Annotated in this window: 20 protein-coding genes; all 20 read left to right on the forward strand. The window is 60.2% G+C overall.

Annotated features, from left to right (window positions below):
• The first annotated feature begins 86 nt into the window (after positions 1-86).
• The 20 genes from L8H52_RS12920 to L8H52_RS13015 all read left to right on the forward strand — a co-directional run bounded on the left by L8H52_RS12920 (position 87) and on the right by L8H52_RS13015 (position 22,084).
• On the forward strand, positions 87-362 hold the full coding sequence (locus tag L8H52_RS12920; RefSeq protein ID WP_242207362.1) for a hypothetical protein: 276 nt from the start codon (positions 87-89) through the stop codon (positions 360-362).
• Positions 363-429: 67 nt separating this feature from the next.
• Positions 430-1,353, forward strand: coding sequence for a helix-turn-helix domain-containing GNAT family N-acetyltransferase (locus tag L8H52_RS12925; protein ID WP_242207363.1), 924 nt, complete (start codon positions 430-432; stop codon positions 1,351-1,353).
• Positions 1,354-2,235: 882 nt separating this feature from the next.
• Positions 2,236-3,192, forward strand: a complete 957-nt coding sequence (locus tag L8H52_RS12930; protein ID WP_242207364.1) for an AraC family transcriptional regulator — start codon at positions 2,236-2,238, stop codon at positions 3,190-3,192.
• Between the two features lie 142 nt (positions 3,193-3,334).
• A complete protein-coding gene (benA, locus tag L8H52_RS12935; RefSeq protein ID WP_242207365.1) occupies positions 3,335-4,690 on the forward strand; it encodes a benzoate 1,2-dioxygenase large subunit in 1,356 nt (451 codons plus the stop codon).
• Positions 4,690-5,178 (forward strand): benzoate 1,2-dioxygenase small subunit, encoded by a 489-nt coding sequence (gene benB / locus L8H52_RS12940; protein WP_242207366.1) that lies wholly within the window; start codon positions 4,690-4,692, stop codon positions 5,176-5,178. Before benA ends, benB begins: the two co-directional genes overlap by 1 nt.
• A gap of 20 nt (positions 5,179-5,198) precedes the next feature.
• Positions 5,199-6,212: a benzoate 1,2-dioxygenase electron transfer component BenC gene (benC, locus tag L8H52_RS12945; protein WP_242207367.1), complete on the forward strand. Its 1,014-nt coding sequence runs from the start codon at positions 5,199-5,201 to the stop codon at positions 6,210-6,212.
• Positions 6,213-6,233: 21 nt separating this feature from the next.
• The gene (locus L8H52_RS12950; RefSeq protein ID WP_242207368.1) at positions 6,234-6,995 is read left to right on the forward strand and encodes a 1,6-dihydroxycyclohexa-2,4-diene-1-carboxylate dehydrogenase; all 762 of its coding nucleotides are present in this window, start codon (positions 6,234-6,236) and stop codon (positions 6,993-6,995) included.
• 22 nt (positions 6,996-7,017) lie between these two features.
• Entirely contained in the window at positions 7,018-8,139 is a 1,122-nt protein-coding gene (locus L8H52_RS12955; protein ID WP_242207369.1) for a muconate cycloisomerase family protein, read from the forward strand.
• 15 nt (positions 8,140-8,154) lie between these two features.
• On the forward strand, positions 8,155-8,445 hold the full coding sequence (gene catC, locus L8H52_RS12960) for a muconolactone Delta-isomerase (RefSeq protein WP_242207370.1): 291 nt from the start codon (positions 8,155-8,157) through the stop codon (positions 8,443-8,445).
• 171 nt (positions 8,446-8,616) lie between these two features.
• Positions 8,617-9,534, forward strand: a complete 918-nt coding sequence (gene catA / locus L8H52_RS12965; RefSeq protein WP_242207371.1) for a catechol 1,2-dioxygenase — start codon at positions 8,617-8,619, stop codon at positions 9,532-9,534.
• A 497-nt stretch (positions 9,535-10,031) separates the two neighbouring features.
• Positions 10,032-11,078: an isopenicillin N synthase family oxygenase gene (locus tag L8H52_RS12970; protein ID WP_242207372.1), complete on the forward strand. Its 1,047-nt coding sequence runs from the start codon at positions 10,032-10,034 to the stop codon at positions 11,076-11,078.
• A gap of 27 nt (positions 11,079-11,105) precedes the next feature.
• The gene (locus L8H52_RS12975; protein ID WP_242207373.1) at positions 11,106-11,915 is read left to right on the forward strand and encodes a MetQ/NlpA family ABC transporter substrate-binding protein; all 810 of its coding nucleotides are present in this window, start codon (positions 11,106-11,108) and stop codon (positions 11,913-11,915) included.
• Positions 11,912-12,712 (forward strand): methionine ABC transporter ATP-binding protein, encoded by an 801-nt coding sequence (locus tag L8H52_RS12980; protein ID WP_242207374.1) that lies wholly within the window; start codon positions 11,912-11,914, stop codon positions 12,710-12,712. Before L8H52_RS12975 ends, L8H52_RS12980 begins: the two co-directional genes overlap by 4 nt.
• Positions 12,709-13,380, forward strand: a complete 672-nt coding sequence (locus tag L8H52_RS12985) for a methionine ABC transporter permease (RefSeq protein ID WP_242207375.1) — start codon at positions 12,709-12,711, stop codon at positions 13,378-13,380. The genes L8H52_RS12980 and L8H52_RS12985 overlap by 4 nt, the downstream gene beginning before the upstream one ends.
• A gap of 8 nt (positions 13,381-13,388) precedes the next feature.
• Complete coding sequence (locus tag L8H52_RS12990) at positions 13,389-14,945, forward strand: sugar ABC transporter ATP-binding protein (RefSeq protein WP_242207376.1); 1,557 nt, start codon at positions 13,389-13,391, stop codon at positions 14,943-14,945.
• Positions 14,938-15,963 carry an ABC transporter permease gene (locus L8H52_RS12995; RefSeq protein WP_242207377.1) on the forward strand — a complete coding sequence of 342 codons (1,026 nt, stop codon included), beginning with the start codon at positions 14,938-14,940 and terminating at the stop codon, positions 15,961-15,963. Before L8H52_RS12990 ends, L8H52_RS12995 begins: the two co-directional genes overlap by 8 nt.
• 23 nt (positions 15,964-15,986) lie before the next feature.
• On the forward strand, positions 15,987-17,042 hold the full coding sequence (locus tag L8H52_RS13000; RefSeq protein ID WP_242207378.1) for a substrate-binding domain-containing protein: 1,056 nt from the start codon (positions 15,987-15,989) through the stop codon (positions 17,040-17,042).
• Positions 17,043-17,188: 146 nt separating this feature from the next.
• Positions 17,189-17,854 (forward strand): sulfite oxidase-like oxidoreductase, encoded by a 666-nt coding sequence (locus L8H52_RS13005; RefSeq protein WP_242207379.1) that lies wholly within the window; start codon positions 17,189-17,191, stop codon positions 17,852-17,854.
• Positions 17,855-18,306: 452 nt separating this feature from the next.
• The gene (locus tag L8H52_RS13010; protein WP_242207380.1) at positions 18,307-20,694 is read left to right on the forward strand and encodes a TonB-dependent receptor; all 2,388 of its coding nucleotides are present in this window, start codon (positions 18,307-18,309) and stop codon (positions 20,692-20,694) included.
• Complete coding sequence (locus L8H52_RS13015; protein ID WP_242207381.1) at positions 20,684-22,084, forward strand: APC family permease; 1,401 nt, start codon at positions 20,684-20,686, stop codon at positions 22,082-22,084. Before L8H52_RS13010 ends, L8H52_RS13015 begins: the two co-directional genes overlap by 11 nt.
• The last annotated feature ends 1 nt before the right edge of the window (position 22,085 follow it).

Raw genomic sequence — 22,085 nt, forward strand, 5'->3', positions numbered from 1 at the left:
AATGGCCATCAACGTTTAGAAGATTTGTGCAGGTGAGGGGGCTAGACTCAGCAGGTTACGACCCCTTTGGCGACAGGTGAAATGCGATGATTAACCGATGCTCGCGTGGGGTTTTACTCACCTTGATCGCGCTCAGCCTGGTGCTGACGGCAGGCTGCTCGAGCCGCAAACACTATCCGCCTTCCGGCGTCGGGGACGCCTGCTATGCCAAAGCCTTGCCGTCGGTCGGCGAGGGCGGTCTGGCGTGGGGCTCCAGTTTGAACATGGCCCGGCAGAAATCGATGAACAACTGCATCCGCTATGCCGGGCGCTCTGGGGGCACGCCGGATACCTGTCAGGTGGTGTTGGCCAAGTGCCGCTAGCTTTCTGTTGACATGGTTGCTTTTGGCAAATATATAGTTGCCTTAAGCAATTAACTGAGCATTTGCCATGTCGAGCATCGATCTCCTTGAGCAAGCCGACGTCGTGCGCGGCTTCAATCGCTTCTACACCCATCAGATCGGCGTACTGCAGGAGCATCTGCTGCAAAGCGACTACTCGCTGACCGAGTTGCGCATTTTATATGAGCTGGCGTCGCGCGGTGACCTGACCAGCGCTGATCTGCGCCAGATGCTCGGCCTGGACGCTGGCTACATGAGTCGGATCATCAGCGGTTTCGAGAAACGCGGGCTGATCCAGAAAATCCCGTCGCCCACGGACGCCCGCGCTGCACAATTGCATCTCACCGACTTCGGGCGCGAAATTCTGGTCCCGCTGGAAAAGGCCTCCCGCGAACAGATCGTCGCCATGCTCGAGCGATTGCCTGAACCGCAGCAGAAACAACTGATCGGCGCCATGACGCTGATCCAGACACTGCTCGAGGGCAGCAAGGATTCAACTTACCTGTTGCGCGATCCGCAGCCCGGCGACATGGGCACGGTGATGCAACAACAAGCGGCACTCTATACCCGCGAATACGGTTGGAATGCCGAGTTCGAGGCGCTGGTGGCCGAGGTGGTTGCCAAGTATCTGCGTGATTACGACCCAACGAGCGAGCGCTGCTGGATTGCGGAAAAGGACGGCAAGGTCATCGGTTCTGTGTTCATTGTCCGCCAGGATGAAACGACCGCCAAACTGCGCATGCTCTACGTCGACGCCAGTGCGCGGGGCTTGGGCATTGGCAGTCGTCTGGTCGAGGAGTGCCTGCGTTTCGCCCGCCAGGTTGGTTACCAGAAAATGACCTTGTGGACGACCAGCAACCTGACGGCAGCGCGCAAGATTTATCAGCAGGCCGGATTTGAGTTGGTGGAGGAGGAGGCGGTTCACAGCTTTGGCAAGGATCTGGTGAGTCAGACCTGGGCGCGGGTGTTGTGATTTGTTTTTCGTCGTCGGGTGCAGTGAAAAGGCAGACGAAAAAAAACCACCTTAGCGGGGTGGTTTTTTTGTGAACCTTGGTTTGCGACCGAGGTTTGTTGCTTCACTAGCCGAACTGACGTGTGAGGATAGTATGAGCCTTTGCGCCACCTTGCAACGGTAACAGCTTTTTTTGAACGACTTTTTCCAGATCTGTTTATTTTAATAAACAGACAGAAATAACGGTTTACAAAGGCAATAGAACTCTCTGCATGAAATCCTTTTATTGAGGTTATGATGCAGGCGCTCATATGTTGGTTCGTTAGTGAGGTCTGGCTGGAAAACTTAACAGTTTCATTCCCTTTGACACGGTTTTGCACCCGTGCCGGGATGATGGCTCAGAGGGCTTTCAACCGGCCGCCTCACTAGTCGAACTGACGTTCAGGCTGAAAGCAAGCATGGTCCGGTAAGCTTGCTGGAGGTTTGGCCCCCAGCCCTGGAGGCCAAAACGTATGAAGCTTTTGCTGCGTGCGCTGAGCCTTGTATGGAGATTGTTTAAAGCCTTTCGCTTTTACGAGTTCCTGCGAGACCACTTTGACGACTTGAAGTAACGGCCGTTGAGGTGGGAAAAGCCCGTTTCGGTTTCGACTGAAACGGGCTTTTTTTGTGGTAAACAACCTGTCATTAGTAGGAATTATGCAAGTTCGATCTCTCGACCCTGTAGGGCATTTCGTCGACACGTGTGGGTGTTGTCCCAAAGCCTCTCCACCACCACAAAAAGTGTTCGATTATCGAGCACCAAAACCTTCGTCCAATTGCCCGCCCTGACACTCCGGCGTACTGTGACTCGTGATGCCTGAAACCCCGTGAAACCAAAATAACGACAACAACGAGCAATGCCCCATGGACAGCCATCTGCTGAGCGATCGCAGCAGCGTGTTTCGTCACGCTGACCCTTATGCCGTCTCCGACTATGTCAATCAGCACGTCGGCCAGCACTTCATCGGCCTGTCCAGAACCACCCACCCGCAAGCCAGCCTCAACCATCGTAAACTCGCCAATCTCGATCTGGCCCGCATCAGCTATGGCGGCAGCGTACGCGTGACCTCGGTGGCGCTGGAGACCGTTTACCATCTGCAAGTGCTGCTGCAAGGCAATTGCCTGTGGCGCGGGCACAAGCGCGAGCAGCATCTGGTGCCGGGCGAGTTGCTGTTGATCAACCCGGATGATCCGGTCGATCTGACGTACTCAGACGATTGCGAGAAATTCATCCTCAAGGTGCCGGTCAGCGTGCTTGAATCGGTGTGCGACGATCAGCGCTGGCAGCGTCCGGCAAGCGGTATCCGTTTCCTGCGCAATCACTATCGGCTGGATGAGCTGGAAGGCTTCACCAATCTGCTGGCGATGATCTGTCAGGAAGCCGAGGCCAGCGACCCGTTGCTGCGGGTGCAGGAGCATTACGCGCAGATCATCGGCAGCAAACTGATCTCGCTGATGAACACCAACGTCAGCCGTGAATGCCTGAGTGCACCGAACGTCAGCTTCGAACGCATCGTTGATTACATCGAGCGCAATCTGAAACTGGATTTGCCGGCTGAACATTTGGCCGCACAGGCGAGCATGAGCCCGCGCTCGCTGTACACCTTGTTTGAACGCCAACTGGGCGTCACGCCGATGCAATACATCCGCCAACGCAAGCTTGCGCGCATTCACGCCTGCCTCAGCGACCCGAGCTGCCCGGTGCGCAACCTCACCGAACTGGCGCTGGACTACGGCTTCCTGCATCTAGGCCGCTTTTCCGACAGCTATCGCCAGCAGTTCGGTGAACTGCCGTCGCAGACCTTCAAACGCCGCCACTAACACTCCCCGCTCAAACTTCCCCGAATCACTTGCCGCGCCATCCTGCACAAATCGGATAGCGATCTGCAGGATTCGGCTATTGCCCCGTGCTACGCCTCCCTAATCTGACCTGGCCTGAACAATAACAATGGAGGCCCCGGCCATGTCCCTGGGAATCGACTACCTCAATGCCATGCTTGAAGAAGACAAAGAGAAGGGCGCCTACCGCTGCAAGCGGGAGATGTTCACCGATCCGCGTCTGTTCGAACTGGAGATGGCGCACATCTTCGAAGGCAACTGGATTTACCTCGCCCACGAAAGCCAGCTCCCCAACAACAACGATTTTCTGACCACCACCATGGGGCGCCAGCCGATTTTCATCGCGCGCAACAAGGACGGTGTACTCAACGCATTCCTCAATGCCTGCAGTCATCGCGGCGCGATGTTGTGCCGGCACAAGTCCGGTAACCGTTCCAGCTACACCTGCCCGTTTCACGGCTGGACGTTCAACAACAGCGGCAAACTGCTCAAGGTCAAAGACCCGAGCGAAGCCGGTTACCCGCAGGGTTTCAACTGCGAAGGCTCCCATGACCTGACCAAGGTCGCGCGTTTCGAGTCCTATCGCGGTTTTCTGTTCGGCAGCCTCAATGCCGATGTGAAATCCCTCGCTGAGCACTTGGGCGAATCCGCGAAGATCATCGACATGATCGTCGACCAGTCGCCAGAAGGCCTGGAAGTGCTGCGCGGTTCCAGCTCTTACATCTACGAAGGCAACTGGAAACTGACCGCCGAAAACGGTGCCGACGGCTACCACGTCAGCTCGGTGCACTGGAACTACGCCGCCACCCAGAACCAGCGCCAACAGCGCGAAGCGGGTGAAGCGATAAAGACCATGAGCGCCGGCAGTTGGGCGAAGAAGGGCGGCGGTTTTTACTCCTTCGACCACGGCCATCTGCTGCTCTGGACCCGCTGGGCCAACCCCGAAGACCGTCCCGCCTATGAGCGCCGTGATGAACTGGCCCGTGATTTCGGACAGGCCCGTGCCGACTGGATGATCGAAAACTCGCGCAACCTGTGCCTGTACCCGAACGTGTATCTGATGGACCAGTTCAGTTCACAGATCCGCATCGCCCGACCGATCTCCGTCGACAAGACCGAAATCACCATCTACTGCATCGCCCCCAAAGGCGAGAGCGCCGAAGCCCGCGCCAAACGCATTCGTCAGTACGAAGACTTCTTCAATGTCAGCGGCATGGCCACGCCGGATGATCTGGAAGAGTTCCGCTCGTGCCAGACCGGTTATGGCGCTGGTCGCGGCTGGAATGACATGTCCCGTGGCGCCACCCACTGGGTTGAAGGCGCCGACGCTGCCGCCGAGGAAATCGATCTCAAACCACTGCTCTCGGGCATGCGCACCGAGGACGAAGGCCTGTTCGTGCTGCAACACAAGTACTGGCAGGAAACCATGCTCAAAGCCGCTGCCACCGAGCCACAACTGATCCCCATGGAGGCCGTGTGATGAGCAAGCTCTACGACAGCGTGCGTGACTTCCTCTACCGCGAAGCGCGTTATCTCGATGACGGCCAATGGGATCAATGGCTGGAGCTGTACGCCGCCGACGCCACCTTCTGGATGCCGGCCTGGGACGACAAAGACACCCTCACCGAAGACCCGCAAAGCGAAATCTCGCTGATCTGGTACGGCAACCGTGGCGGCCTCGAAGACCGGATCTTCCGGATCAAGACCGAACGCTCCAGCGCGACCATTCCCGACACCCGCACCTCACACAACCTGAGCAACATCGAGATCGTCGAGCGCAGCGAAGACCAATGTCAGGTGCGCTTCAACTGGCACACCCTGAGCTTTCGCTACCAGGTCACCGACAGCTACTTCGGCAGCAGTTTCTACACCCTCGATCTGCGCGGCGAACAGCCGCTGATCACGGCCAAGAAAGTCGTGCTGAAAAACGATTACGTCCGTCAGGTCATCGACATCTACCACATTTAGTCGACACGGCGAGGTGCACCATGAATTTCCAGATTGCGCTTAATTTTGAAGACGGCGTCACCCGTTTCATCGAGGCTGGCGACCATGAAACCGTGGCCGACGCGGCGTATCGCCAAGGCATCAACATCCCGCTGGACTGCCGTGATGGCGCCTGCGGCACCTGCAAATGCTTCGCCGAGGTCGGGCAGTACGACATGGGCGACAACTTCATCGAAGACGCCTTGAGTGCTGACGAACTCGCGCAAGGTTATGTGCTGACCTGCCAGATGCGTGCCGCCAGCGATTGCGTCGTGCGAGTGCCGGCCGGCTCGCAGCTGTGCAAGACCGAACAGGCCAGTTTCCAGGCCTCGATCAGCGATGTGCGGCAGTTGTCCGAGAGCACCATCGCGCTGTCGATCAAGGGCGAGGCACTGAGCAAACTGGCGTTTCTGCCGGGTCAATACGTCAATCTGCAAGTGCCGGGCAGCGCGCAGAGCCGCGCTTATTCCTTCAGCTCGTTGCAAAAGGACGGCGAGGTCAGCTTCCTGATTCGCAACGTGCCCGGTGGCCTGATGAGCAGCTTTCTCACCGGGCTGGCCAAGGCTGGCGACAGCATGAACCTGGCTGGGCCGCTGGGCAGCTTTTACCTGCGTGAAATCCGCCGACCGCTGTTGCTGTTGGCGGGCGGCACGGGCCTGGCGCCGTTCACCGCGATGCTGGAGAAAATCGCCGAGCACGGTAGCGATCATCCCGTGCATTTGATCTATGGCGTGACCAACGATTTCGATCTGGTCGAACTCGATCGTCTCGAAGCCTTCGCCGCCCGCATTCCGAACTTCAGTTTCGGCGCCTGCGTGGCCAACCCGCAGAGCGCGCATCCGCTCAAGGGCTACGTCACCCAGCACATTGAGCCACGCCATCTCAATGAGGGCGACGTCGATGTGTACCTGTGCGGCCCACCGCCGATGGTTGAAGCGGTCAGCCAATACATCCGCGAGCAGGGCATCACCCCGGCGAACTTCTACTACGAAAAATTCGCCGCAGCGGCTGCCTGAAACCCTTCTTTCGAGGTTGTCATGAACGACAGATTTTCCAACAAGGTCGCGCTGGTCACCGGCGCGGCGCAGGGTATCGGCCGCCGCGTGTGCGAACGCCTGTTGCGCGAAGGTGCGCTAGTGGTTGCCGTCGATCGCTCCGAACTGGTTCACGAACTGCAAGGCGAGGGCGTTCTCGCGCTGACCGCCGACCTTGAGCAATACGCCGATTGCGCCCGGGTCATGGCCGAAGCCATCAACACGTTTGGCCGTCTCGACATCCTGATCAACAACGTCGGCGGCACGATCTGGGCCAAGCCGTTCGAGCACTACGAAGTCGAACAGATTGAAGCGGAAGTGCGCCGCTCTCTGTTTCCAACCCTGTGGTGTTGCCACGCTGCACTGCCATACATGCTCAAGCAAGGTCGCGGCGCCATCGTCAACGTTTCATCGATTGCTACCCGCAGCGTCAATCGCGTGCCTTACGGCGCGGCCAAGGGTGGCATCAACGCACTCACGGCTTGCCTGGCATTCGAAAACGCCGAGCGCGGGATTCGCGTCAACGCTACCGCACCGGGTGGCACCGAAGCACCGCCCCGGCGCATCCCGCGCAACACCAGCGAACCGTCGGCGCAGGAGCAGGCCTGGTATCAGGAAATCGTCGCGCAAACCCTCGACAGCAGCCTGATGAAGCGCTACGGCAGCCTCGACGAACAGGTCGGCGCGATCCTCTTTCTGGCTTCCGATGACGCCTCTTACATCACCGGCGTGACCCTGCCAGTCGGTGGCGGCGACCTTGGTTGATCACTCTGTAAAGGACACAGACATGCAACGAATTCTGATTGAAAGCCTGTCGACCATCATCGTCGACCTGCCGACCATTCGCCCGCACAAGCTGGCGATGCACACGATGCAAAAGCAGACTCTGGTGATTCTGCGCCTGCGCTGCAGCGATGGCATTGAAGGCATCGGCGAAGCCACCACCATCGGCGGTCTCGCTTACGGTTATGAAAGCCCGGAAAGCATCAAAGCCAATATCGACGCGCACTTGGCGCCGGCGTTAGTGGGCATGGAAGCGAACAATATCAACGCGGCGATGCAGCGGCTCGACAAGATCGCCAAGGGCAATACTTTCGCCAAGTCCGGCATCGAAAGCGCATTGCTCGATGCGCAAGGCAAGCGCCTCGGTCTGCCGGTCAGCGAACTGCTCGGCGGCCGCGTACGTGACAGCCTCGAAGTGGCCTGGACCCTGGCCAGCGGCGACACCGCCCGCGACATTGCCGAAGCCGAACAGATGCTCGACGCGCGCCGTCATCGCATCTTCAAATTGAAGATCGGCGCCAACCCGCTGGAGCAGGATCTCAAGCACGTCGTGGCGATCAAAAAAGCCTTGGGCGAGCGCGCGAGTGTGCGGGTCGACGTCAACCAGTATTGGGATGAATCCCAAGCGATTCGTGGCTGTCAGGTCTTGGGTGCCAACGGTATTGACCTGATTGAGCAGCCGATCTCGCGGGTCAATCGTTCCGGACAGATTCGCCTGAACCAGCGCAGCCCGGCGCCGATCATGGCCGATGAATCGATCGAAAGCGTCGAGGATGCTTTCAGCCTCGCCGCTGACGGCGCTGCCAGTGTGTTCGCCCTGAAAATCGCCAAGAACGGCGGCCCGCGTGCCGTGTTGCGCACCGCACAAATCGCCGAGGCAGCGGGCATCGCGCTGTACGGCGGCACCATGCTCGAAGGCTCCGTCGGCACGCTGGCCTCGGCGCACGCCTTCCTCACGCTCAAACAACTGACCTGGGACACCGAACTGTTCGGCCCGTTGTTGCTGACCGAAGACATCGTCACAGAAACGCCGCAGTACCGCGATTTCCACCTGCACATCCCGCGAACTCCGGGCCTTGGCCTGATGCTGGACGAAGAGCGTCTGGCGCGTTTTCGCCGCCACTGAATCAGGAGAGCCACCATGTTGTTCCACGTAAAAATGACCGTGAAGTTGCCCGTCGATATGGACCCGTCTCTGGCCAATCGGCTCAAGGCTGACGAGAAGGAACTGGCCCAACGGCTGCAACGCGATGGCGTCTGGCGGCACTTGTGGCGCATCGCCGGGCACTACGCCAATTACAGCGTGTTCGATGTGCCGAGCGTCGAGGCGCTGCACGACACGCTGATGCGCTTGCCGTTGTTTCCCTACATGGACATCGAGGTCGATGGCCTCTGCCGGCATCCGTCGTCGATCCATTCCGACGATCGCTAATTCTGAGCTCGTCGCATTTCCCTTGTGGGAGCGAGCCTGCTCGCGAAAGCGGTGAGCCAGTCACATAGATGCTGAATGACACAACGCATTCGCGAGCAAGCTCGCTCCCACAGGGGAAGTGCGCTGAGTAAGAGAACTGCGCCGAAAAACAACAAGATGAGGTAAACCACCATGACCGTGAAAATTGCCCACACCGCCGAGCTGCAGGCCTTCTTCAAAGAAGCCGCCGGTTTCGCCAACGACGACGGTAACTCTCGTTTGAAAACCATCGTCCTGCGCATCTTGCAAGATAGCGCCAAGATCATCGAAGACCTCGACATCAGTGATGACGAATTCTGGAAAGCGGTCGACTATCTCAACCGACTCGGCGCGCGTTCGGAAGCCGGACTGCTGGTTGCCGGCCTCGGAATCGAGCATTTTATCGACCTGTTGCAGGACGCCAAGGACGCGCAGATCGGCTTGACCGGCGGCACACCGCGCACCATCGAAGGCCCGCTGTACGTAGCCGGCGCGCCCCTGTGCGAAGGTGAATGCCGAATGGATGACGGCAGCGAGGAGGGCGTCGCCACGGTGATGCTCCTCGAAGGCCAGGTGTTCGATCTTCACGGCCAACCGTTGGCCGGTGCCACGGTTGACCTGTGGCACGCCAATACCAAGGGCACGTACTCGTTTTTCGACCCGAGCCAGTCCGAGTACAACCTGCGTCGACGCATCATCACCGACGCCGAAGGCCGCTACCGCGCTCGCAGCATCGTGCCGTCCGGTTATGGCTGCGACCCGCAAGGCCCCACCCAGGAATGCCTGAACCAACTCGGCCGCCATGGCCAGCGCCCGGCCCATGTGCACTTCTTCATCAGCGCGCCGGGGCATCGGCACCTGACGACGCAGATCAATCTGTCGGGTGATCAGTATTTGTGGGATGACTTCGCCTATGCGACCCGTGAAGGCCTGGTCGGCGAGGTGGTGTTTCGTGAGGACAAAGCGTTGGGGCGTTATGCCGAGCTGAAGTTCGACTTCCGGTTGCAACCGGCGCCGGACGCCAGTGCCGAACAACGCAGCCAACGGCCGCGTGCGTTGCAAGACGCTTGATACCGAGTCGTCTGGTTCCCTCACCCAAACCCTCTCCCAGAGGGAGAGGGGACTGACCGGGGTGATCTGGAGCGCTACGTCGACCTGAACGTTTTGTACCGAATCCAACCCGGTTGTTCAGGTCGCCGTATAACGCAAGACAACCCGGTCAGCTCCCTCTCCCTCTGGGAGAGGGCTGGGGTGAGGAGACTGACCGAGGTGATCTGGAGCGCTACGTCGACCTGAACGTTTTGTACCGAATCCAACCCGGTTGTTCAGGTCGATGTACACCGCAAGACAACCCGGTCAGCTCCCTCTCCCTCGGGAGAGGGCTGGGGTGAGGGGAAATCAGGCCTAAGGTAATGCGAAAAAGATATTGGCTCAGCGTTTTTAAGATCGTTTAGTTTTGACTTAACGACGAATCAAAACGCATCAAACCGATAGACCCCCGATTGCCATGACGGCACACGCTGAATCGATCACAGGTTCTTCAGGTTTGATTCACACGGGAGTGAATCATGCCGCATACCCTCGACATCACCGCATTACCGACGCTGGACCTGTCGCAGTTCGAAGGCACAGCGCAACAGCGCTATGAATTTCTCGAAAACCTGCGCCACGCCGCACGCGACGTCGGCTTCTTTTATCTGACCGGTCACGGTATCGACAGCGACTTGCTCAAGCAAGTACAGGCCCATGCCCGGCAATTCTTCGCTTTGCCCGACACTGAGAAAACCGCCGTCGGCATGATCAACTCACCGCACTTCCGCGGGTACAACCGTGCCGCCTCGGAGATCACCCGTGGCCAGCCTGATCTGCGTGAACAGTTTGATCTGGGCGCCGAGCGCGAGGCGCTGCCCTTGCAGGCGGACAGCCCGTTCTGGGCGCGGCTGCAAGGTCCCAACCAATGGCCGGCGGCACTGCCGGAGCTAAAACCTTTGCTGCTGGAATGGCAAGAGGCGATGACGCGGATGTCGTTGCGTCTGCTGCGTGCGTTCGCTCAGGCGTTGTCGCTGCGCGCCGATGCGTTCGATCAACTCTACGGCGACAAACCCAACGAACACATCAAGTTGATGCGCTATCCCGGCCAGTCCAGCGAGTCGAGCCATCAAGGCGTCGGCGCACACAAGGACTCAGGTTTCCTCAGCTTCCTCCTGCAAGACCAACAGGCCGGTCTGCAGGTCGAGATCGAAGAGGGGCGTTGGATCGATGCGTTGCCGCGCGAGAACACCCTGGTGGTGAACATCGGCGAACTGCTCGAACTGGCCAGCAACGGTTATCTGCGCGCTACGGTGCATCGCGTGGTTTCGCCACCGGCGGGTAGCGAACGCCTGTCTGTCGCGTTCTTCCTCGGCGCGCAACTGGACGCCGTGGTGCCGCTGTATCCGCTGCCCACCGCACTGTTGCGCGAGGCGCGCGGGCCGGCGAGTGATCCGCTCAATCCGCTGTTTCGCGATGTCGGCTGGAACTACCTCAAGGGTCGTCTGCGCTCGCATCCCGATGTCGCCCAGCGCTTCTACGCCGATGCGCTGCTGCCGCCACCGCCCGTTCGCAAATCCGCCTGACTCATCACTCGCTCAAGGACTCCGCACATGATCAACAAAGCAGGTTTGACCCTGGCCGTGCTCGGCGCGCTGCTGACGTCGTTCGGTGCGCAGGCGCTGGAGCCGTTGCGCGTCGCCGCCGATCCGGTGCCCCACGCGCAGATTCTGGCGTACATCCAGAAAATCGATCCGCAGCTGAATCTCAAAGTCATCGAGATCCCCAACGGCGTGAACTCCAACGAACTGTTGGTGCACGGTGACGTCGACGCCAATTACTTCCAGCACCTGCCGTACCTGAAATCCCAGGAAAAGGCCCTCGGCGAGAAACTTGCTGTAGCGGCCACGGTGCATATCGAACCCTTGGGTATTTACTCGCATCGGCATAAAAGCTTCGCTGATGTACCGGTAAAAGGCACCGTCGCCGTGCCCAACAACGTCACCAACCTGAGTCGCGCGCTGTACCTGTTGCAGGACAACGGCCTGATCAAACTCAAACCCGGCTTCAACGATCCGGCCGCCGATCAGGCAACGCCCAAGGACATCGCCGAGAACCCGAAACAGCTGAAGATTCTCGAAATCGAATCACCGCAGATTCCGCGCTCGCTGGACGACGTCGATCTGGCCGTGATCAACGGCAACTACGCGCTCGACGCAGGTTTGGTGCCGGCCAAGGATGCCCTTGGCCTGGAGAAAGCCGAGCACAACCCCTATGCCAATATTCTGGTGACCACGCCCAAGCTCGAACACGACCCGCGTATCGCGCAACTGGCCAAGGACCTGACGTCGCCCGAGGTCGCCAAGTACATCACCGACAACTTTGCCGGCTCGGTGATTCCGGTGGCGGGCAGCAAGCCATGATCGCCGTCGAGCAGTTGAGCAAGACCTATCCTTCGGCCGCGCAACCGGCACTCGATCAGGTCTCGCTGAGCATTCCCGACGGTGCGGTCTTCGGGATTCTAGGGCGTAGCGGGGCGGGCAAGTCGACGCTGCTGCGCTGCCTCAATCTGCTCGAACGACCGAACAGCGGCCGGATCCTGATTGACGGTGTGGATCTGCTGACGTTGTCCGACAGTGACTTGCGCAAACAACGCCAGCGCATCGGCATGATCTTCCAGGGCTTCAATCTGCTGCATTCGCGCACGGTATTCGACAACATCGCGGTGCCGCTGGAGATCGCCAAGGTCGGCAAACCATGGCGCCATGTGCGGGTTCGCGAATTGCTCGAGCTGGTCGGCTTGAGTGACAAGGCGCAGGCCTTTCCCTCGCAATTGTCCGGCGGGCAGAAACAGCGCGTCGGCATTGCCCGTGCCCTGGCCGCAGAGCCGGCGTACCTGCTCTCGGACGAGGCCACCAGTGCACTCGACCCGGAAACCACCGCGTCGATCCTTGAACTGCTGCGCGATATCAATCGGCAACTGGGCGTGACCATCGTACTGATCACCCACGAACTGGAGGTGGTCAAGTCGATCTGCGACCACGCCGCCTTCATGGCCAACGGACGTCTGGTCGAAGCCGGGCCGGTGCCCCGGCTGCTGGCGGATGCGCAATCGCAACTGGGAGCCTCGTTGCGCCCGACCTGCGGCTTGCCGTTGGGCCACGACGCACCGGGCCTGAGTTTTCTCAAGCAATACGGCGTACGGGCGGCGCACTCATGAACCGCACGGTCAATTGGGATGAAATTCTGCAACTGCTGTTCAACGCCACCGGTGAAACCCTGTACATGGTTCTGCTCGCGGGGCTGTTCACGCTGCTGATCGGCTTGCCGCTGGGCGTGTTGCTGTTTATCAGTCGTCGCGACGGGCTGTTGCCGTTGCCACGCTTGAATGCCGTGCTGGGTGGCGTGGTCAACCTCGGCCGTTCGCTGCCATTCGTGGTGATGCTGATTGCCCTGATTCCGCTGACGCGGCTGCTGGTCGGCACAACACTGGGCAGCACCGCCGCTGTGGTGCCGATCACCATCGGCGCGTTTCCGTTCTTCGCCCGCATCGTCGAAAACGCGCTGGACGAAGTCGACAAGGGCCGCATCGAAGCGATCCTCGCCATGGGCGGCGACATCGGCCATGTGATTTTCAAAGTGTTATTGCCCGAAGCGCTGCCGGCATTGCTTGCGGGTATCACGCTGACGCTGGTGATGCTGATCGGTTTTTCCTCGATGGCCGGCGTGATCGGCGGTGGCGGGCTGGGTGATCTGGCGATCCGTTACGGCTATCAGCGATTCAACAATGAAGTGATGGTGGCCACGGTGGTGGTGTTGGTGATCCTCGTTCAGGGCGTGCAAAGCCTGGGCGATCGGTTGGTTCGTTCGCTGGCGCATCGCCGCTAAGGAATTGTATGAGTGTGCCGGTCGCCGTCGTTCGCGAGCCGCTGATTCGTGTACGTGAGCTAAGCAAAATATTTGGCGCGAGTCGGGCGCTGGATGCCGTCAGCCTGGACATCTATCCCGCCGAAGTGGTGGCGTTGCTCGGTGCCAATGGCGCAGGCAAGTCGACCCTGGTGAAGATTCTCGCGGGCAGCCAGACCGCCGACGCTGGCGAGATCTGGCTGGAGGGCGCGCCGCGACATTTCAGCTCGCCGCTGTCGGCGCGGCGCTTCGGCATTGTCGCAGTGCACCAGCAGATCAACGAGGGCATCGCACCGGGTTTGAATGTCGCGGAAAACCTCCTGCTCGATGAACTGTGCAAGCCGGATGCGGACTTCTGGCTCAATCGTAAACGCCTGCTGGAACGCGCCGCGAGCATCGCCGCCGGGCTGGGTCTGACCTTGCCGCTGGAGCAGCCAATCGAGCATCTCGGTCAGGCCGAACGGCAATTGGTGGTGCTTGCCCGGGCCTTGGCGTTGCAACCGCGTCTGCTGATTCTCGATGAGCCGACGGCAGCGCTCTCCGACACCGAGGCGCAGCGCCTGTTTGGTTTGATCGACACTTTGCGCAGTCGCGGCGTGGCAATTCTGTACATCTCCCATCGACTCTCCGACCTGCAACGGGTGGCAGATCGCGCCATCGTCCTGCGTGATGGCCAGTTCGCGGGCGAGTTCACGGCGCGGCAATTGCCGCAAGCGGTGAGCGCCATGCTCGGGCAGGCGCTGGCCGGGCATGTTTATCAGCCGTGCGTGGCCGGGCGCGAGGTGTTGAAACTCAACGCCATGCAGATTCTGCCGCGCTCAGCCGCGTTTGATCTGCGCCTGCACGAGAACGAAGTGGTGGTGCTCACCGGGCTGTTGGGTGCCGGTAAAAGTGAAATCGCCGAGGTGCTGTTCGGCCTGCGTAAGGCGGCCTCGGGCAGCGTGCAACTGGATGGCACTGACTGGCGTGCGGACTCACCGCGCCAAGCCATTCAAAGCGGGGTTTTCTTCGCTGCCGAAGACCGCGCCAGTCAGTCGCTGGTAGCGGATTTCTCCCTGCGCCGGACCTTGACCTTACCGTTTCTGCAACGCTTCAGCCGTGGCGGATTTATCCGTAACCGCGCCGAAGCGGCAGCGGTCGAAGCGCAAGTAGCAGCGCTCGGAATCAAGACTGCCGGCATCGATGTACCAATGTCTGCGTTGTCGGGCGGCAATCAACAGAAAGTCGTGCTCGGCCGCTGGCTGCTCGGCGAAGGGCGGGTATTAATCCTCGATGAACCCTTTCAAGGCGTCGACGTGCGCGCCCGCCGCGATATCGGCCAACTGCTGCGCGACAGCGCCAAGGGGCGCGCGACGTTAGTGATTTGCGCCGACGTCGATGAAACCCTGGAAATTGCCGACCGCATCCTGTTGGTGCGCGATCACGCCGTGGTCGCCGAGTACCCGCGTGCCGGCCTCAATCGTGCTGATCTGGTGGCCGCACTGGCCGGCAGCGACGTGACCGAACATTCCCCTCAAGCCACGCCAAGGAGCAGAGCGAGTGCCTGATTCAAGTTCACTGTTATCGACCGAACCGGCACGCGCCGAACGTCTGCTGCACGGGTTGATCCGCTATGGCCTGTTATGGCTGCTGGCGCTGATCGTGGTGTTTTTCAGTGTGGCCGAGCCGGCATTCCTGCGCGTCGGCAATCTGTTCAGCATCTTGCAGTCGGTGTCGATTGTCGCGCTGCTGGCGCTCGGCGTGACGCTGACCATGGCGGTCGGCGGTCTCGATCTGTCGATTGGCGCCGTGGCGGCGATGAGCCTGATGATCGCCAGTTACGTGATGGTCGTGCTCGGCTGGGGCGCGGTGCCGGCGGTATTGATCAGTCTCGCGGGCGGGGCGCTGGTCGGCCTGCTCAACGGCTGGCTGATCGTCAAATTACGGGTGCCGGACATTCTCGCGACGCTGGGCAGCATGTTTCTGGTGATTGGCGTGCAACTGATTCCCACCGGTGGGCGTTCGATTGCGGTCGGCATGACTTTGCCCAGCGGTGAGGAAACCGAAGGTACCTTCAGTACCGCGTTTCTGGCGCTGGGGCGTGGGCGGTTGTGGGAGGTGGTGCCGATTCCGGTGTTGATCACGGCCGTGGTCGCGATCGCAGTGTGGCTGTTTCTCGAGCGCACGCGCATTGGCCGTTTGTTCTATGCCATCGGCGGCAACGAGCAAGCCGCACGATTGGCTGGCGCGCCGGTGCAGCGTTTCAAATTGCTGGCTTACGTGCTCTCGGCGTTGCTCGCATCGCTCGGCGGATTGTTGCTGGCAGCGCGCTTGGGTCGCGGCGATGTCAGTTCGGGCAACGGTCTGGTGCTGGATGCCCTCGGCGCTGCGCTGATCGGGTTTGCCGTGCTCGGCGCGAAGAAGCCCAACGCCTTTGGCACCCTGGTCGGGGCGCTGCTGGTGGCGGCGCTGCTCAACGGCCTGACCATGCTCAACGCGCCGTATTACGCGCAGGATTTCGTCAAGGGACTGGTGTTGGTGCTGGCCCTGATGTTCACGTTCGGCCTCGCGCATCGGGCGCGTTGAGCCGCTTTATTCAAGGAAGTTGCATGCACGCCTCAATCACACAGTTCGCCCGTCATTGCCTCGCCGGTGCGCTGCTCTCGGCAATGGCGCTAAGCGCTCAGGCCAAAGCCTTGCCCGGCGCGCCGGCACCGTTCGACAAAGGTCAGGTGCAGATCGCGTTGGTGGGGTATCTGTTTTCCGGGGACTTTCCCGAGGCGTATCTGCGCGGTGTCGAGAAGCAGACCGAAGCGCTGGGGGCCAACCTGCGGGTATTCGATGCCCGGCAGCAGGCGGCGAGCCAGGGCGAGATGATCGATCAGGCGATCGATCTGGGCGTCGACGGCATCATCGTTCAGCTCGGCCTGGCCGAAACCCTGAAAGCGCCGATTGAACGGGCCATCGCCAAGGGCATCAAGGTCGTCGCTTTTGACGTCGATCTGAACACCCCGCAAGTGACTCAGGTCGAGCAGGATCACCATGCGCTGGCGCGTCTGGCGTTGGATCAGGCCATCAAGGACAACGGTACGAAGTTCGATGCCGGCTACGTGTACATCAGTGGTTTTACACCGATGGAGCGCCGCGATGAAATCTGGAGTCAGGTCAAGAAAGCCAATCCCGGGATCGTCGAGAAGGCGCGGTTCGGCACGTTGAATCCGCCGATCGCCAACTCGGTGGCGGATCAGGCCAGCGCCGTGCTTCGAGCCAACCCGGGCATCAGCGTGATTTTCGCGCCGTTCGATGAATTCGCCAAAGGCGCGAAAATCGCCGTCGATGAGGCAGGGCTGACGAGCAAGGTGAAGATCTACAGCGCCGACATTTCCACCGCCGATATTCAGATCATGAAAGAACCGGACAGCGCCTGGGCGGCGACGGCGGCGGTCAACCCGCAAGTCGCCGGGGCGATCAGCGTGCGCAGTCTGGCGATGTTGATTGCCGGGGAAAATCCCGGGCATCAGGTGCTGGTGCCGCCGACGCTGATTACCCGTCAGCAGTTGCTGGATCTGGACGTGAAGAACGTTCGTGATTTGGCGCAGAAGCTTCCGAGCTTCGGTGACACCGCGAATGTCGCACGGGCGCCGTGGATTCCGGTGGACAACTAGAACATTCGCCACGACATCGCCCATGTGGGAGCGAGCCTGCTCGCGAAAAGGCCCGATCAGTTGATATCTCTGTTGATTGACCCACCGCTTTCGCGAGCAGGCTCGCTCCCACAGGGGTAAGGCACAGTGCGGAAACTGAGGTTCACATGCACAACAAAGCTTCGCGCTTACGCAAAAGCCGTTCACCGGCGACGGATCCGGCATACGGCAATCGACTGCCCCCAGGCCAGGTGCTGACGGAACGTTTTCCAATCCTCCATGAAGGCGAAGTACCGGATTACGATCTCGCCAACTGGTCGCTGCACCTGTTCGGCACACTCGCACGGCCAATCGAATTGCGTTACGCCGATCTGCAGGCGCTGCCGCAACGACAATTGCGCTGCGACATCCATTGTGTGACGCGCTGGTCGAAGTTCGACACCGAGTGGAGCGGGGTGCATCTGCAGGACTTGTTGCAGGCGTTCGATATCCAGCCGACGTCGGCGTTCGTCATGGCCCACGCCGACCACGACTACCAGACCAACTTGCGACTTGAGGATTTGCTGCACCCTGACACGCTGCTGGCCACCCATTACGCCGGCCAGCCGCTGACCGCGCAACATGGCTGGCCGCTACGGCTGGTGGTGGCGGGGCGGTATTTCTGGAAGAGCGCGAAGTGGCTGCGCGGGCTTGAATTCGTCGAGCAGGAACAACCGGGGTTCTGGGAGCAGAACGGCTTTCACCTGCACGCTGATCCGTTTGCCGAACAGCGATTCAGTGGTGATGAACTGGATATTGCCGAGGATGCCTGGCTGGAAAAAGCGTTCGACTAAGTCTCCAGGACGCAACCTGTTCAAACATGGAAATACGATCAACCTGTGGGAGCGAGCTTGCTCGCGAAGGGGCCTTTTCAGTGACCTATTCGTTGACTGATCTACCGCATTCGCGAGCAAGCTCGCTCCCACAGGGGGATGTGTTTGCATAGCTATTTAGTTGTTGATTAGTTGGTGCTGGTGTTGGCTCAGCAACACTTCTGCTGAACTAAGAACACTCCTTTAGAGCGATCTAACCTAAGCGTTATTGGTTCTTTTACGAGCACTGGCAGCTCGTCTAGCATCGAGTTTCAAGGGGAAACGTCTCACGCTGGGGAAACTGCAACTCACCGTAAAAAAGCCTTCACTGCCTTCCAGAAATCCAAAACTACAGCAGACATTGCCGCGCATTGCTTGCCGAACTTTATTGTCGGCAACGGCCGGGTATTAACTGCGATTCAAGGAGCTGTTATATGCATTACCGTCCCCGTTCATTACTGGCGGCTGCTGTCGTGTCCGCTATCTGGCAACTTCCGGCCAACGCCGAAGAAACGTCGGCAGGTGCCGACAGCGAATCCCGACTTGGCACCGTATTGGTCACCGGCACCCGTGGCACTTCACGCACCGTGCTGGATTCGCCGGTGCCAGTCGATGTGCTCACCGCCGAAGACCTCAAATCCGCCGGCGCCGCTGATGGCGAGTTGGGTGCGGCGTTGCAGACGTTGCTGCCATCTTTCAGCCTGCCGCGCCAATCCAACTCCGGCGGCGCCGACCATGTGCGCGCCGCGCAACTGCGTGGCATGAGTCCGGATCAGGTGCTGGTGCTGGTCAACGGCAAGCGTCGCCACACGTCAGCGGTGGTCAACGACTCGTCGAAGATTGGCCGCGGTACCGCGCCGGTCGACTTCAACTCGATCCCGATCAGCGCGATCAAACGCATCGAAGTGTTGCGTGACGGCGCCGGTGCACAGTACGGCTCCGACGCGATTGCCGGGGTGATCAACATCATCCTCGACGACGCCCCCGAGGGCGGCGAAGTGTCGACGAGTTATGGCGCCTATCACACCCATCAAGACGCCATCGACAAGACCACCACCGACGGCCAGAACAGCGTGACCACCGCGAAGATCGGCACGCGTTTGGGTGAGGAGGGCGGGTTTATTCGTGGCGGCACCGAATACAAGGATCGCAACCCGACCAACCGCGCCGGTTTCGACGGTTTTGCCGACAGCCCCGGCCAGCGCAACTATGTGATGGGCGACGGCGTCGCGCGCGACGTCAATCTCTGGTTCAACAGCGAACTGCCGCTGGCCGGCGGCAAAGCCTACAGCTTCGGCACCTACAATCAGCGCCACACCACCGGCGCCGAGTTCTATCGCTACCCGTCCGAACAGCCGCAGTTCTACCCCAACGGCTACTTGCCACAATCGCTCGGCGACAATAAAGATGTCTCCGCCACTGCCGGTTTCAAAGGCCTTATCGGGGAAGAGTGGGATTTCGACAGCAGCGTCACCCATGGCCGCAACCGCTTCGAGGGCTCGACTCGACGCACGCTTAACGTCAGCCTCGGTGAGGACTCGCCAACAAAGTTCGACACCGGCGATTACGAGCTGCGGCAGACCACCACCAACCTCGACTTCAGTCGTGAACTGCGTCTTGGCGAGCGCTCGTTCGTACTGGCGGTCGGCGGTGAGTACCGCTACGAAAACTACCTGACCTACGCCGGTGACGAGGCTTCGTATATCGGCTCCGGAGCCGACGGCGCCAACGGCCTGCGGCCGAGCGAAGAGTCGGATCTGGATCGCAATGTTTTCGGCACTTACGCCGAGTTGTCCGGCGATCTCACCGAACGCTTCTTCGTTGACGCCGCCACGCGCTGGGAGCATTACGACGATGCCGGCAGCAAACTCACCGGCAAACTCAGCGGTCGCTACAAACTCACCGAACAATGGGCCTTGCGCGGCGCAGTCTCGAACAACTTCCGCGCACCGTCGCTGGCGCAGAGTGGCTTCCAGAACACCACCAGCAACTTCGGCGATGGCGGCACGCTGACTGACATCCGTGTGCTCTCGGTCAACGACCCGATCGCCCGCGCACTGGGCGCTGAAAAACTCGATCCGGAAACCTCGAAGAACTTCAGCCTCGGCCTGACTTTCCAGTTGAACGAACGCTTCGACGCGTCGCTGGACGTGTTCCGAATCGACGTCAAGGATCGCATCACCCTGTCGCAACGCATCGGCAGCGATGCCCTGGAAAACTACATCAACGACAACTTCGGCGTTGCTGGCGTGCACGACGTCAACTTCTTCACCAACGCCGCCGACACCAGCACCCACGGCGCCGAACTGGTGCTCAACTACCATCAGCCGTTCTACGAAGGGCAACTGGGCCTGACCACGGCGTACACCTACAACCACACCAAAGTCACCAGCACCAAAGGCACGCCATCGCAACTGACGGCGCTGGGCATCGGCAATGACGCCCTCGTTGGTGTCGAAGAAACCAACACCCTGACCGACGCGGCACCGAAGGATCGTTTCATCTTTTCCGCCAACTGGGCCAGCGAACACTGGGGCTTGCTCGGTCGCTTGACGCGTCAGGGCGAGACCACCCGGGTGTTCGATTTCGGCGACTCGCAGCCCGAGCAAACCTATGGCGCGGTGTGGCAACTGGACGCCGAAGTGGCTTACAAATTCACGCCGAAATTCAACATTGCCGTAGGCGGCAACAACCTCACCGACAACTACCCGGAACGTTCCGGTTCGGCAATCAACTACGGCGGCAACCTGCCGTACGACGTGCTCTCGCCAATCGGCACCAACGGCGCCTACTACTACGCCCGCGCCACCTATGGTTTCTGACGCGGGGCCGGGGCGGCATCTGCCGGTGTTTCAGGCGTTGCTGATCACGCTGGGCATGGTGATCACCACCGACATCCTGAAAACCGCGCCGACCGTGGCCCTCAATGTCGGGCCGGAGCATTTCTACCTGGTGTGGGTGCTGGGCGGCGTCGCCTCAATGATCGGCGCGCTGTGTTTTGCCGAGATGGCCACGGCGTTTCCGCACCCGGGCGGCGATTATCACTTTCTGCGCACGGCGTATGGCGAGCGCATGGGATTCTTGTTCGCCTGGTCGCGGTTTTCGGTGATGCACACCGGATGGATAGCGTTGTCGGCGTTCATGTTTGCCGATTATGTCGGTGCGGTGGTGCCGCTGGGGCATTACGGTTCCGGTTTGTTTGCCGGGGCGGTGATTGCGGCGCTGGTGCTGCTTAATCTCACCGGCAAGCACATTGGTTTTATCACTCAGACATTGTTGGTGGGGCTGTTGGCACTGGGTTTTTTGAGCATAGCCAGTGCGGGTGTTTTTCTGGCCTGGCAAGGTATCGAAGCGCCTGCGCCGGGTGTCTCGCCTGTCGCGGAAAACACCGGTATGGCGGGGTTATCGGCGGCGATGATTTTTGTGTTTCTGGCGTTCGGCGGCTGGAGCGATGCGGCGACGTTATCGGCAGAGGTACGCGATGGTCGGCGGGGGATTTTTATCGCCATGCTCGGTGCGCTGAGCGTGTTGATGGCGATCTATCTGGCGCTCAATTGGGCGTTCGTTCAGGGACTGGGGTTCGCTGGATTAGCGGCCAGCAATGCGCCGGCGGTCGAGTTGTTGAACCGGGCCTTCGGTGCGCCGGGTGTCATGCTGATTTTGCTGATGGTCGGTATCGCCGCGATTGCCACGATCAACTCGACCCTGTTGGTCGGCGCGCGCACCACCTACGCTGCTGCGCGCGATGTGCCGCAACTGCGCAGTTTCGGCACTTGGGACGATCGGCATGGCGTACCGCGCAAAGCGATGCTGGCAGAAGGAGCGGTGGCGTTGTTGCTGGTACTGTTTGGCAGTTTCACTCAGAGCGGCTTCAACACCATGGTCGAGTACCTCACCCCGGTGTACTGGCTGTTCTTGAGCTTGAGCAGTGTGGCGCTGATCATCCTGCGGCGGCGCTTTCCCGAGGTGCCGAGGCCAGTGAAGGTGCCGTTGTATCCGCTGTTGCCGCTGCTGTTTTTCGGGTTGTGCCTGTACATGCTGTATTCCAGCGTGACGGTGGTGGGGGTTGGGGCGTTTTTCGGGATTGGGGTGTTGTTGGTGGGGGCGGTGATACTGGCAGTATTGAGCCGACTAACGCCAAGCCCTCACCCCAGCCCTCTCCCGGAGGGAGAGGGGGCCGACCGAGGTGTCTTGCGTGATACATCGACCTGAA

This window comes from Pseudomonas sp. CROZ-RG-20F-R04-15 (assembly GCF_022662375.1).
Taxonomy (GTDB): Bacteria; Pseudomonadota; Gammaproteobacteria; order Pseudomonadales; family Pseudomonadaceae; genus Aquipseudomonas.

Excerpts from the sequence above, each read along its gene's own strand:
- L8H52_RS12920 (WP_242207362.1), top strand. The coding sequence starts at position 87 with ATGATTAACCGATGCTCGCGTGGGGTTTTACTCACCTTGATCGCGCTC.
- L8H52_RS12925 (WP_242207363.1), top strand. The coding sequence starts at position 430 with ATGTCGAGCATCGATCTCCTTGAGCAAGCCGACGTCGTGCGCGGCTTC.
- L8H52_RS12930 (WP_242207364.1), top strand. The coding sequence starts at position 2,236 with ATGGACAGCCATCTGCTGAGCGATCGCAGCAGCGTGTTTCGTCACGCT.
- benA (WP_242207365.1), top strand. The coding sequence starts at position 3,335 with ATGTCCCTGGGAATCGACTACCTCAATGCCATGCTTGAAGAAGACAAA.
- benB (WP_242207366.1), top strand. The coding sequence starts at position 4,690 with ATGAGCAAGCTCTACGACAGCGTGCGTGACTTCCTCTACCGCGAAGCG.
- benC (WP_242207367.1), top strand. The coding sequence starts at position 5,199 with ATGAATTTCCAGATTGCGCTTAATTTTGAAGACGGCGTCACCCGTTTC.
- L8H52_RS12950 (WP_242207368.1), top strand. The coding sequence starts at position 6,234 with ATGAACGACAGATTTTCCAACAAGGTCGCGCTGGTCACCGGCGCGGCG.
- L8H52_RS12955 (WP_242207369.1), top strand. The coding sequence starts at position 7,018 with ATGCAACGAATTCTGATTGAAAGCCTGTCGACCATCATCGTCGACCTG.
- catC (WP_242207370.1), top strand. The coding sequence starts at position 8,155 with ATGTTGTTCCACGTAAAAATGACCGTGAAGTTGCCCGTCGATATGGAC.
- catA (WP_242207371.1), top strand. The coding sequence starts at position 8,617 with ATGACCGTGAAAATTGCCCACACCGCCGAGCTGCAGGCCTTCTTCAAA.
- L8H52_RS12970 (WP_242207372.1), top strand. The coding sequence starts at position 10,032 with ATGCCGCATACCCTCGACATCACCGCATTACCGACGCTGGACCTGTCG.
- L8H52_RS12975 (WP_242207373.1), top strand. The coding sequence starts at position 11,106 with ATGATCAACAAAGCAGGTTTGACCCTGGCCGTGCTCGGCGCGCTGCTG.
- L8H52_RS12980 (WP_242207374.1), top strand. The coding sequence starts at position 11,912 with ATGATCGCCGTCGAGCAGTTGAGCAAGACCTATCCTTCGGCCGCGCAA.
- L8H52_RS12985 (WP_242207375.1), top strand. The coding sequence starts at position 12,709 with ATGAACCGCACGGTCAATTGGGATGAAATTCTGCAACTGCTGTTCAAC.
- L8H52_RS12990 (WP_242207376.1), top strand. The coding sequence starts at position 13,389 with ATGAGTGTGCCGGTCGCCGTCGTTCGCGAGCCGCTGATTCGTGTACGT.
- L8H52_RS13000 (WP_242207378.1), top strand. The coding sequence starts at position 15,987 with ATGCACGCCTCAATCACACAGTTCGCCCGTCATTGCCTCGCCGGTGCG.
- L8H52_RS13005 (WP_242207379.1), top strand. The coding sequence starts at position 17,189 with ATGCACAACAAAGCTTCGCGCTTACGCAAAAGCCGTTCACCGGCGACG.
- L8H52_RS13010 (WP_242207380.1), top strand. The coding sequence starts at position 18,307 with ATGCATTACCGTCCCCGTTCATTACTGGCGGCTGCTGTCGTGTCCGCT.
- L8H52_RS13015 (WP_242207381.1), top strand. The coding sequence starts at position 20,684 with ATGGTTTCTGACGCGGGGCCGGGGCGGCATCTGCCGGTGTTTCAGGCG.